This window comes from Mesorhizobium sp. M7A.F.Ca.CA.001.08.2.1 (assembly GCF_003998455.1).
Taxonomy (GTDB): Bacteria; Pseudomonadota; Alphaproteobacteria; order Rhizobiales; family Rhizobiaceae; genus Mesorhizobium; species Mesorhizobium ciceri.
Window position 1 is genome coordinate 1 of the sequence record NZ_RZPW01000162.1, and the last position, 9,551, is coordinate 9,551.

The window sequence follows — 9,551 nt, forward strand, 5'->3', positions numbered from 1 at the left end:
TAGTGGCAGCGCCATCCAAATGGGTCTTTTCTAAATGCGGCTCAATTACCACAATAACACCAATACTCAAAAGGTAATCAACCGCCTGTCGGGGGCCGTCGTCGAATTTTGACAGCTCCACAAGCCGTCGGACCCAATCCAAATCTAACGAAAAGAAATCTCCTTTTAGGTTCTTCTTTTTTGTGCGTGCGATCTCGCAAACTCGAGCGTGCCAGGCAAGAAGCGCCTGGCTGTCAGGCAAGGAATTCGCTCTCACTACCTGCCGGTGGAGAAAATTGCTCCAATTCTCGCCGATACTTTGAACCACGTATCTTTGCGCTGCAACCTCAACATCTTCAGGTTCGCTGATATCGGGTCGAATCCATTGCCGCCGCAACATTTCTTTATAGGGTAATTTGTTTAGCTCTATTGGTCCTCTGCTAACCAGTTCAACAAGGCCCGCTTCAAGGTTTGCCTCGATTTTGATACTCACGTTCAGAACGTGGAATAAATCATAAAGTCTGCGGAGGCTAACAGTGGCGTAGTTTTCTGCCTCGTACCTCTGGATCTGCTGCTCCTTAAGTCCCAGCAATTCCGCAAACTGACGCTGTGTTAAACCCCGAGCTAGCCTTGCCCGCTTCAGTATGTCTGGCAAGCCCTCGACCTGTGTCGCATTGAAGGTCTTAATCTCGCCCGATCGAATGCCAGCATACGCAGACACGTCCGACCGCAAGCGATTCAGAGTTTCACGGAGGCTTTTCTTACGAAGCTCTATTACGGACAGTTCGATGCCAGTTCGAAGCGCGTCCCAACCGTCGAGCGACTTCAAGCTCGCTATGACGCGTTCTATTCTCGCATTTAGTAAACTGGCTTGACGGTCATTGTCGGGAATCATGCCCCAACTTTGACACATCAATTTCGTTGCGTCAATGAAAGCAGAAATAGAACTCGGCGCCGGTGAACTTCCGCCACTTCTCACGCCACCGCCACACACTCGATCTCGATATCAAACTCCATCGGCCATGAAGCCACCGGCACAAAACTCCGCGCCGGCGGGTTCTCGCTGAAGTACCTGGCATAGACCCGGTTGATAGCGTTGTAGAAGCCGGAATTGACGGCGTAGATGCGCACCATCACCACATTGTCCAGCGAGGTGCCGGCCGCTTCCAGGCAATGTTTCAGCGCCTTCAGCGACGCCTCGGTCTGCACCTCGATGTCGCCGCGCACCATCTCGCCGGTCACCATGTCCACCGGCGGCGTCGCCGAGATGAACACGAAGCCGTTGGCCTTCACCGCTGTCGAGCACGGCAGCCCGAGCGCCCGCACCTTGGCCGACATGACGGGCACTTCGATGATTTCTTTTTTCATGGCAGTTCTCCCTGAGTTGCAGGGAGCTTATCCCGGCACGGGCGGAACGCCAGAGCGCCGTTCTTCCCTTCTCCCCCTGTGGGAGAAGGTGGATCGGCGCGTCAGCGCCGAGACGGTTGAGGGGTGTTCCAGCGGAGTGAGACGTTGGCGTTCCCTGGAACACCCCTCATCCGTCGCCTTCGGCGACACCTTCTCCCACAGGGGGAGAAGGAAGATGCTGAGCTAAAGAAAACCGATGAACCGTCCGGCGAAAAGCACGGACGTCCACAGCAGCATCGAGAGCACGGCGAGAGCGGTTCCGCCGGCCAGCTCGTCGCCGCCTGTTGCGCGGCGCAAGCGCATGAAGGCGAGGAAATTGACGCCGGCGAGAAGGATGAGTGCCATCTTGGCGAGGAAAACCGGCATCGCCGCATAGGTGCCCGCCTTGACCGAAAACAGCAGCGAGCCTGTGACGAGCGCACCCGCGAACGCACTTAATGCAATGCGGCGCAGCAGCGCGACGAATGCGGCTTGCGGCAGCGAACGGAAGGCGCCGCAGATCCTGAGGTCCATGAGAACGACGCTGGTCAGCAGCGCACCGATCGACATGATGTGGAGCGCATTGACTATGGGATAGGCGACGAAGGAAGCCTTCAGCCACCGCGCCAACGCAAGATGCTCAATGCCGGCGAGGAACTCGGCCATTTACGCCGGCGGCACTCGGTCGGGATAGACATCATAGGTTTTCCCGCCGACGATGACGCGGACAGCTTTCATGCGCTTTTCGCTCGCCTCCACCGAGCGGTTGCCGATCGCGGTCACCTCGTCGCCGACCTTGGCCACCTCCTCCGTGAAGCCGGCGGCGATGGTGCGTGATGGCGGCGCCATCTCCACCCGCCAGGCCTCACCCTCGGCGTCGACATCCAGCGTGGCGTGCGGATTGCCGATATAGATGGCCGTGATCTTGCCCTTGAGTTCGAAAAACCCATCCTGTGTCCACGACCAGCCGTGATGGGCATAGGCCGCGGTGCCGGCGGCAAGCATCACGGCCGCCGTCAGCGTGACGCTGCGAATTGCCTTGAACTGCATCGCTCGTCTCCTCGGTTCATCCCGCAGGCACTTGAGAGTAGGACACGGCGCGGCAACGTCAAATCATATCGAGCGAAAGACTGGACCGCCAAGCGCCCGCCCAATCGCCGGCATGACGCCTTGTTAATGACACCCATGCGCGCCACTCTCTCTTTCCTGGCCGTTCTTCCCCTGGGCTGAAGATCGGACTCCCATCGGAAACGAGGCGAACATGAGCAGCATGAGAGACCGTCAGGAAGGCTTCGAAAAGAAGTTTGCGATGGACGAGGAAACGAAGTTCAGGGCCATGGCGCGCCGCAACAAGCTGCTCGGCCTGTGGGCCGCCGAACAGCTCGGCAAATCCGGTGCTGACGCCGACGCCTATGCCAAGGAAGTCGTGCACGCGGATTTCGAAGAGGCCGGCGACAACGATGTGTTCCGCAAGGTCCGCGCCGACTTCGACGCGGCAGGTATTTCTCTGTCGGATGCCCAGATACGCACCGCCATGGAAACCCTGCTGGTGACCGCGGTCGAGCAGATCAGGTCGACCTGAGCGCCGCTCAGCCTTGATCGGTAGGGCGTGCCGTCCTTAAGGCACAGGGCCACATTGTGGTGTTGGTTGGCCAAGCGGGCTGGCTTCCATCGTAGCGCTCTACGGCGCCCCCCTCTGTCCTGCCGGGCAGGACAGAGGGGGGCGCCATAGTGAACCGCCCTCACCCCTGATGCGCGGCGGCCAGTTCCTTCACGTGTTTTTCGTGCATCTGCAGCGTCGGCAGGGTTTTCTTGGCGAATTCCTTCATTGCCGGGTCGTCGCCGGATTTCGCATAGCCGCTGAACAGCGCGACGGCTTCCTTGTGAGCGTTGGTCTGCATCTCGATGTATTTGGCCTGGAATTGATCGCCGCTGGCACTCTTCAGCTCATCGAGCATCTTTTGCTCCTTGGGCTGCAGGGCCGGACCGGACGGTGCGGTGGCCGAGGTTGTCTGGCCCTGGGCAAGCGCCGCCTTGAATTCCTCGCCGGCCTTGGTGTGATCGGCGATCATCTGTTTGGCGAACGCCTTGACGTCGGCGTCGGTTGCCTGTTGCTCGGCGAGCTTGCTGGACTGGATCTCGAACTCATTGGCGCTCGGCACCGTCTTGATGAAGGTCGAAGTGTCGACCTTCGTCGTGGCGGCGAGCGGCGTGGTCGTGGCGGTCGTGTTCGACTGGGCAAAGGCCGGCGCGCCGGCAAGCAATGCTGCTGCGGTCAGAAGGGTAAGCGTCTTCATGGCATGTCTCCGGTTGGAATTTGTCCCTCGGACACTCCAACGTCGCTTGGGCACTCCGGTTGCAGCTCATGAGGAAGAAGCCTGCGCGTGTCGCCTCGATCGCCCCGCTATATCCGTGCCTGACTCGAACGCTCGTCGCTCCCCTCATTCGCCAATGCGACTCATGTTCCTCAAAGCCATCCGAACTGACGCGGCGGCTGACCAGAGCTACCTTTCAGTGGCAGCAAGCCTCGCCATATTGCAGCTGCTCGTTCCAGTTCGGGCGGCCTTCAGGCGTGAAATCCATCAGGTTCCAAAGCGTTTCGCAGGTGCCGAGGCCACGCGGATCCTGACCGGGCTCCGTCGGTGCGAAATCCAGTTCCGAACTCCAGAAATGGCGTATGCCGTCGGGGTCGCGGTGAAACACCGACAGCAGCGGGATCTGTGAGCCGTCGGCCGCCTCCGCATTGTAGTCGCGCTTGAAGCTGTTGGCCGCCGAAGACACCAGCCGCATGTTGCGCCAGCCCCGATCTCGACCGAGCGTGACCAGGTTTTCGAGCCCGGTCTTGCCCACCACCGCGAAATTGAAGCCGGCCGCCTGGAGATGCCCGACCGCGCCGTCGAACTGATCGAGCAATGCCGTGCAGGACGGACATGGCTGGTCCGGTCGGGCGAGCTTCGCCGTGCCGCCGCTGGTCGCCACATCGCGCTTCTCCTGCGGGTGGCGCGGGAACATCATGTCGTAGAGGATCAGGCTGTCCTTGCCGGGCGCGAACAGCTCCGACAGCCTTGTCTTCGCGGGCTTGCCGTGGGCATCCAGTGCGTCGAATTCATAGTCCTGGCGGATCAGCCCGCCCGGCGGCAGCGCGCGCCGGGCGTCGGCGACCTCTTCCATGGCGCGGCGCAGCTCGATTTCCTTCTTCAGCAATTTTTCGCGCGCGGTGCGGTATTTCGCGGATTCGTTGGGAAAGGTGATCATGATCGGCTCCTTCAAGTCGCGGCGCCGGCGTCCCGGCGCGGTTGCTCTGCGACCCAAGGACGTTTGGCGGTGATCGGCTCCGACATTTATTGCGCATGGTGATATGTCGTAATCCCTGTTCGGGCAGCGTGATCCGGGGGACGAAATGCACGACGACGAGACCGATCTGCGCTGCCCGCAAGTGGTGGCCGACAATGCCGCCAAGGGCCTCAGACTGCGCGGAGAATTCGGCCGCGGCGGCACCGAGATCGGCGTCGCCCGCGCCACCGAACTGAAGAACCGGGAAAAGCTCGCGCCCTCCACCATTCGCCGCATGGTCAGCTATTTCGCCCGCCACGAGGTCGACAAGCGCGGCAGGAACTACGGCAATGAGCAGAACCCTTCGGCCGGCTACATCGCCTGGCTGCTGTGGGGCGGCGATGAAGGCCGCACCTGGGCGCTTGATCTCAAGCAGAAGATCGGCAACGCGCCGGACATCTGACAACGGTCCGCACTACGCTGACCGCTCCTCACCCCTTGACCCCGCCGGCGGTCAGGCCGGAGACGATCTTGCGCTGGAAGATCAGCACCAGCACCACCAGCGGCACCGTGACGATCACCGAGGCCGCCATGATGTTGCCCCAGGGGATCTCGAACTGCGAGTTGCCGGAGAGCAGCGCGATCGCGACCGGCACGGTCCGCTGTGCGTTGTTGGAGGTGAAGGTCAGGGCAAACAGGAACTCGTTCCACGCACCGATGAAGGCCAGCAGGCCGGTGGTCGCCAGCGCCGGCCACATCAGCGGCAGGAAGACCCGGGTGACGATGATCCACGGCGTGGCGCCGTCGAGGATCGCCGCCTCCTCGACCTCGACCGGCAGGTCGCGGACGAAGGTGGTGAGCACCCAGACGGTGAACGGCAAGGTGAAGATCATGTAGGAGAAGATCAGCGCGAACAGCGAATTGTAGAGGCCGAAGATGCGGACCAGTTCGAACAGCCCGGCCAGCAGCGCCACCTGCGGGAACATCGACACCGACAGGATGATGAACAGCAGGGCCGAGCGGCCGCGGAATCGAATGCGCGCCAGCGCGTAGGCTGATGTGACGCCGAGCAACAGCGACAGCGCGACGACTGCGCCGGAGACGAAGAGCGAGTTCGCGAGGTTGCGCACGAAGGCGCCCTCGATCAGCACATTCCGGTAATTGGCGAAACTGATCGTCGTTGGCCACAGATCAGCCCGGAACAGATCGGTCCCGGATTTCAGGCTGGTGACGATCGCGTAATAGAACGGGAACACCGCGACGAAGACGATTGCCCCGACCAGCAGGTAAAAGGCCGTGCGCTTCACGATCCACATCTCAGCGGTCCCCGTCCAGGCTGATCCGGCCGATCCGGATGGTGACGATGGTAAGCAGAGCGAGAATGAGGAAGAGCAGGGTCGAGGCGGCGGAGCCATAGGCGAACTTGTCGAACTCGAACAGGTTCTCGCGGGCGAACACCGACATCGACTTGGTGTGCACATTGTTGGGTGTCAGCACATAGACCAGGTCGAAGATACGCAGCGCATCGAGCGCGCGGAAGATCACCGCCACCAACAGCGCGGGGCGGATCAGCGGCAAGGTCACCCGCCAGAAGATCTGCCAGGGGTTGGCGCCGTCGAGCCTGGCGACCTCGATGATCTCCCTCGGCAGCATCTGCAGCGCGGCCAGGATGAGCAGCGTCATGAATGGCGTCGCCTTCCAGATATCGACGATGAGGACCGCCGCCATCGCGGTGTCGGCGTTAGCCGTCCAGGCGATCTTGGTGCTGATCAGGCCAAGATTGAGCAGCACCACATTGATGATGCCGAACTGGTCGTTGAGCATCCATTGCCACATCTTCGCCGAGACGATCGTCGGGATCGCCCAGGGGATCAGGATCGCCGCCCTGACGATGCCGCGGCCTGGGAATTCGGCGTTGAGAACCAGGGCAACGATGGTGCCGAGGATGGTCTCGCAGGTCACCGAAATGAGGGTGAACCGCACCGTGTTCCAGACGGCACGCCACCAGACAGGGTCGACCAGCAACCCGTCATAGAGGGTCCGGCCGCTTGGCATGTGAAGTACCGAAAAGTAATTGGCGAAGCCGACCCATTGGCGCGCGTCGAGATCGGCCAGCGAGGCGTCGGTGAAGCTGAAATAGACCGTGCGGGCAAGCGGCCAGCCGGCCGCCGCGGCGAGCACCAGAAGCATTGGCGCCAGGAAAAGCCACGCCGAGCGAACGCGCTGTGCCCTCAACGGCGCGTGCGCGGCCTTGGCTGTTTCCGGTTTCATCCCTGTCATCTCGCTCCGCTCGCTGCGGTCCCGCCGGCCGGCTGTCCCAGTATCGTCACCAGCCTCGGCCCTTCAGCTTGGTCAGCGTCGCTTCGAGGTCGGCTAGATTGTCGGCGGCAGTGCCGTCGCCCGAGAGAGTGTTGTGAACGGCGTTCCAGAACTGGCTCGACGCCTCGTTGTATTTGATCCTGGTGGCGGCCGAGGGGCGCGGCACCGCATTGAGAAAGATCTGCTTCCAGCGCGGAATAATCGGGTGTTGCCTGGCGATGTCGGCATCGTCATACAGCGCCTGGATGGTCGGCAGATTGGACGTCTTCAGCGCGCGGTATTTCTGCATCGCGGGCGAAGCGATGAACTTGACCAGTTCGATCGCGGCATCCGGATGCTTCGAATATTTGGAGACCGCGAGGTTCCAGCCACCCAACGTCGCGACCGGTCGGGCGCCTTCGCCGGTGCCGGCCGGCAGCGGCGCCACGTCGAACTTGCCCTTGATCGGCGAGCCCTCGCCGTTGCCGAGCGCATAGGCATAGGGCCAGTTGCGCATGAACACCGCGTTGCCGGTCTGCCAGACGCCGCGCGATTCCTCTTCCTGGTAGGCGAGCACGCCGGGCGGCGCGATGGTCCCAACCCAGCCCTTGACCATATCGAGCACCGCCGCCGCTTTTGGATTGCTGATGGAGATGGAGCCGTCCGGCTCGATGATCTGGCCGCCGTCATTCGACATCACCCATTCGAGCGCGTCGCAGGTCAGCCCCTCATAGGCGTTGCCCTGAAAGACGAAGCCCCAGATATCCCGATTGCCGGCTGCACGTTCCTTATCCATGACCAGCCTGGCGGTGTCCGCCAGTTCCTTCCAGGTGGCCGGCACCTTGGCGCCATATTTGTCGAGGAGATCCTTGCGGTAGTAGAGCGCCGGCGCATCGGTGAAGATCGGCAAGGCGACGAGCTTGCCATTGACGGTCTGCGACTGGATGATCGACGGGAAATGCTCGGCCACGATGTCCCTGGTCGCTGCGGTCAAATCGACGAGCTGGCTGGCGAGCTGCGGCGCCCAGATCACGTCCGTCTGGTAGACGTCGATGTCGCTGTTTCCGGCGGCAAGCCACAGCCGGTACTGGCCGAACTGGTCGGTCCCGGACGTCGGCATGACGACGATGTTGACCTTGTTGCCGCTGTCTTTCTCGTAACGGTCGAGGATCTCGCGCAGCACCTTGATGCCGTCGCCGGTATCGCCCGACACCATCGACAGCTCGACGGCCCGCGCCGGCGTACCAACCAGCATGGCGGCGACGCCGAGCGCCAGGAATGCGTGAGAAAACTTCATGGTGATGGACGTCCCTCCGCGGCCGGCCACGGAAAATCCTCCCACGCGCCGCCAGCTTGTCAGGCCCTCACCTCCCATTGAATGCGAAGCGGCGCTTTGGGTTCCCAAATCGCGCCGTTCCTGCGTGAGGCGACACCCATCAGGGGTGTTGAGATTCAGGTCAGGCCGAGTCGAAAATGGTGGTTTCCGAGAACCGGAGCGGAGCGTACTTTTGGGTACGTGAGCACCGGAAGCGCAGGAAGCCATCATTTGCAGGCCGGCATCACCTGAATCTCAACACACCCTAGCCTTCCCAGGCGACAGGCATCATACCCAGCCGCTCATAGAGCCGGACGGCGGCGGGATTCTCGACCGTGTTGGTCTTGAGGTCGACATGGTCGGCGCCGCGTTCGCGAAAAACGGCGAAGGCGTGCCACATCAGCGCTTCGGCAACACCCTTGCCGCGCGCCTCGGGATGAACGGCAAGATCCTTGACGAAGGCGCGGGTCCAGCACAGCGCCGCCGCCGCCAGCCGGCCCTTGGCGTCGATGACGAGGAAGCACAGCGCCGGGTCGAATTCGGGATCGTCCGCGATACGCGGCCACCACTCGTCGAACGGACCATCGGCGCCGTCATCGAACACTTCCGTCAAAAGCGCATGCAGGGCGGGCGCGTCACCAGGCTCGAAACTGCGCATGACAAAGCCGTCGGGCCAGTGCGGCGGAACCAGCGTCTCGTCGAGGATCTTGCGCAGCCGGATGTCGTTCAGGGCCGGCGGGCGCGGTTCAGGCATCGCGCTCAGGCGTCGGGTTGCAGGCGACGGCGCTGGCGGTCGCGGCCAAGGCCGGTCGCCTCGAGCAGGCCCTTGCGCTTGGCGTCGTAATAATAGCCGGTCTGATAGAGCCAGTCGGCCTTCTTGGCGTTGCCGCCGGCCACCAGCCAGGCGCCGCGCAGATATTTGACCGCGTATTTTAGATTGGTTTCGGCGTCGAACAGGCCCTTGGCCGGTCCGTCATAGCCCATGCCGCGTGCCGTCGCGTGCTTGATCTGCATCAGTCCCCAATGGCCGTTGTTGTAGGCTTTCGGGTTGAAGGTGCTCTCGCGGTTGACGACATGGCGCACCAGGTCCACCGGCACCTGGTAGATCGCCGCATATTTCTCGATCAGCCGCTCGACATCGCCACGCACGCCCGTCGCGTGTTCTTCTTGCACGGGCCCTGCCGGAAACTGGACCAGGGCCGCCGGGTTCTGCGGCACGACATAGGCGACCTGCTGGACGCCGGGCATGCGGTCGCCCTTGGCGGTTGCCGGCACGATCAGCCCCGCGGTCGTATAAGTC

At 62.2% G+C, this 9,551-nt stretch carries 13 protein-coding genes; 2 read left to right on the forward strand and 11 right to left on the reverse strand.

The genetic code is table 11. The features are described 5' to 3' along the window. From EN914_RS12260 to EN914_RS12275, 4 genes are all read right to left on the reverse strand, one after another. Positions 1-808, reverse strand: an 808-nt coding sequence (locus tag EN914_RS12260; protein WP_164778724.1) for a helix-turn-helix transcriptional regulator, incomplete at its 3' end; no start/stop codon positions are given. A gap of 146 nt (positions 809-954) precedes the next feature. Further along, positions 955-1,347 (reverse strand): RidA family protein, encoded by a 393-nt coding sequence (locus EN914_RS12265; RefSeq protein ID WP_024504128.1) that lies wholly within the window; start codon positions 1,345-1,347, stop codon positions 955-957. 222 nt (positions 1,348-1,569) lie between these two features. Continuing rightward, on the reverse strand, positions 1,570-2,031 hold the full coding sequence (locus EN914_RS12270) for a hypothetical protein (protein WP_024504129.1): 462 nt from the start codon (positions 2,029-2,031) through the stop codon (positions 1,570-1,572). Then, positions 2,032-2,415: a DUF6152 family protein gene (locus EN914_RS12275; RefSeq protein WP_024504130.1), complete on the reverse strand. Its 384-nt coding sequence runs from the start codon at positions 2,413-2,415 to the stop codon at positions 2,032-2,034. 211 nt (positions 2,416-2,626) lie between these two features. Between EN914_RS12275 and EN914_RS12280 the strand changes: the two genes are divergently transcribed. Then, complete coding sequence (locus EN914_RS12280; protein WP_024504131.1) at positions 2,627-2,947, forward strand: DUF1476 domain-containing protein; 321 nt, start codon at positions 2,627-2,629, stop codon at positions 2,945-2,947. 160 nt (positions 2,948-3,107) lie between these two features. On the opposite strand, the gene EN914_RS12285 is transcribed toward EN914_RS12280, so the two are convergent. Then, positions 3,108-3,662 carry a DUF4142 domain-containing protein gene (locus EN914_RS12285; protein ID WP_024504132.1) on the reverse strand — a complete coding sequence of 185 codons (555 nt, stop codon included), beginning with the start codon at positions 3,660-3,662 and terminating at the stop codon, positions 3,108-3,110. Positions 3,663-3,876: 214 nt separating this feature from the next. Further along, on the reverse strand, positions 3,877-4,620 hold the full coding sequence (locus tag EN914_RS12290) for a DUF899 family protein (RefSeq protein ID WP_032899379.1): 744 nt from the start codon (positions 4,618-4,620) through the stop codon (positions 3,877-3,879). 145 nt (positions 4,621-4,765) lie between these two features. On the opposite strand from EN914_RS12290, the gene EN914_RS12295 reads away from it, so the two are divergent. Continuing rightward, complete coding sequence (locus EN914_RS12295) at positions 4,766-5,101, forward strand: hypothetical protein (protein ID WP_024504134.1); 336 nt, start codon at positions 4,766-4,768, stop codon at positions 5,099-5,101. 28 nt (positions 5,102-5,129) lie between these two features. Here the strand turns inward: EN914_RS12295 and EN914_RS12300 are convergent, their stop codons facing one another. The 5 genes from EN914_RS12300 to EN914_RS12320 form a co-directional block, all read right to left on the reverse strand. Then, positions 5,130-5,954 carry a carbohydrate ABC transporter permease gene (locus tag EN914_RS12300; protein ID WP_024504135.1) on the reverse strand — a complete coding sequence of 275 codons (825 nt, stop codon included), beginning with the start codon at positions 5,952-5,954 and terminating at the stop codon, positions 5,130-5,132. Position 5,955: 1 nt separating this feature from the next. Further along, the gene (locus tag EN914_RS12305) at positions 5,956-6,909 is read right to left on the reverse strand and encodes an ABC transporter permease subunit (protein WP_032899369.1); all 954 of its coding nucleotides are present in this window, start codon (positions 6,907-6,909) and stop codon (positions 5,956-5,958) included. A gap of 55 nt (positions 6,910-6,964) precedes the next feature. Next, complete coding sequence (locus EN914_RS12310) at positions 6,965-8,233, reverse strand: ABC transporter substrate-binding protein (RefSeq protein WP_024504137.1); 1,269 nt, start codon at positions 8,231-8,233, stop codon at positions 6,965-6,967. A gap of 283 nt (positions 8,234-8,516) precedes the next feature. After that, positions 8,517-9,005: a GNAT family N-acetyltransferase gene (locus EN914_RS12315; RefSeq protein ID WP_024504138.1), complete on the reverse strand. Its 489-nt coding sequence runs from the start codon at positions 9,003-9,005 to the stop codon at positions 8,517-8,519. A 5-nt stretch (positions 9,006-9,010) separates the two neighbouring features. Then, positions 9,011-9,551 (reverse strand): lytic transglycosylase domain-containing protein (locus EN914_RS12320; RefSeq protein ID WP_164778725.1); only part of this gene is annotated, 541 nt, incomplete at its 5' end.

Bases quoted from the DNA above. Each gene is read 5' to 3' on its own strand.
- EN914_RS12290 (WP_032899379.1), bottom strand. From the start codon at position 4,620: ATGATCACCTTTCCCAACGAATCCGCGAAATACCGCACCGCGCGCGAA.
- EN914_RS12315 (WP_024504138.1), bottom strand. From the start codon at position 9,005: ATGCCTGAACCGCGCCCGCCGGCCCTGAACGACATCCGGCTGCGCAAG.
- EN914_RS12310 (WP_024504137.1), bottom strand. From the start codon at position 8,233: ATGAAGTTTTCTCACGCATTCCTGGCGCTCGGCGTCGCCGCCATGCTG.
- EN914_RS12305 (WP_032899369.1), bottom strand. From the start codon at position 6,909: ATGAAACCGGAAACAGCCAAGGCCGCGCACGCGCCGTTGAGGGCACAG.
- EN914_RS12285 (WP_024504132.1), bottom strand. From the start codon at position 3,662: ATGAAGACGCTTACCCTTCTGACCGCAGCAGCATTGCTTGCCGGCGCG.
- EN914_RS12300 (WP_024504135.1), bottom strand. From the start codon at position 5,954: ATGTGGATCGTGAAGCGCACGGCCTTTTACCTGCTGGTCGGGGCAATC.
- EN914_RS12275 (WP_024504130.1), bottom strand. From the start codon at position 2,415: ATGCAGTTCAAGGCAATTCGCAGCGTCACGCTGACGGCGGCCGTGATG.
- EN914_RS12270 (WP_024504129.1), bottom strand. From the start codon at position 2,031: ATGGCCGAGTTCCTCGCCGGCATTGAGCATCTTGCGTTGGCGCGGTGG.
- EN914_RS12280 (WP_024504131.1), top strand. From the start codon at position 2,627: ATGAGCAGCATGAGAGACCGTCAGGAAGGCTTCGAAAAGAAGTTTGCG.
- EN914_RS12265 (WP_024504128.1), bottom strand. From the start codon at position 1,347: ATGAAAAAAGAAATCATCGAAGTGCCCGTCATGTCGGCCAAGGTGCGG.
- EN914_RS12295 (WP_024504134.1), top strand. From the start codon at position 4,766: ATGCACGACGACGAGACCGATCTGCGCTGCCCGCAAGTGGTGGCCGAC.